The organism is Cobetia sp. 1AS1, from assembly GCF_029846435.1.
Taxonomy (GTDB): Bacteria; Pseudomonadota; Gammaproteobacteria; order Pseudomonadales; family Halomonadaceae; genus Cobetia; species Cobetia amphilecti.
Genome location: NZ_JARWKU010000041.1, coordinates 1 through 225, shown reverse-complemented (window position 1 = coordinate 225; position 225 = coordinate 1). Strand labels below are relative to the sequence as shown.

The following is a 225-nucleotide window of genomic DNA, read 5'->3' as shown; positions in this document are numbered from 1 at the left end:
TAGCGGTACCGCCGGCGACTTCATCACCAATGACGATGATGGCCTGACGGTCACCGCCACGCTGAGTGCCGAGCTCGCCACTGGGGAAGCTCTGCTCTACAGCACCGATGGCACCACCTGGGTCGACATCACCGACAGCGTGTCCGGCACTGCCGTCAGCTACGCCGATGCCGACCTTACCGCCTCTGCTACCGTGCAGCTCAAGGTGCAGGACGCCGCCGGCAA

At 64.9% G+C, this 225-nt stretch carries 1 protein-coding gene; it reads left to right on the top strand.

Annotated features, from left to right (window positions below):
• Positions 1 to 225: hypothetical protein (locus QD280_RS17875; protein ID WP_279840160.1), on the top strand; the 225-nt coding region annotated here is incomplete at both ends.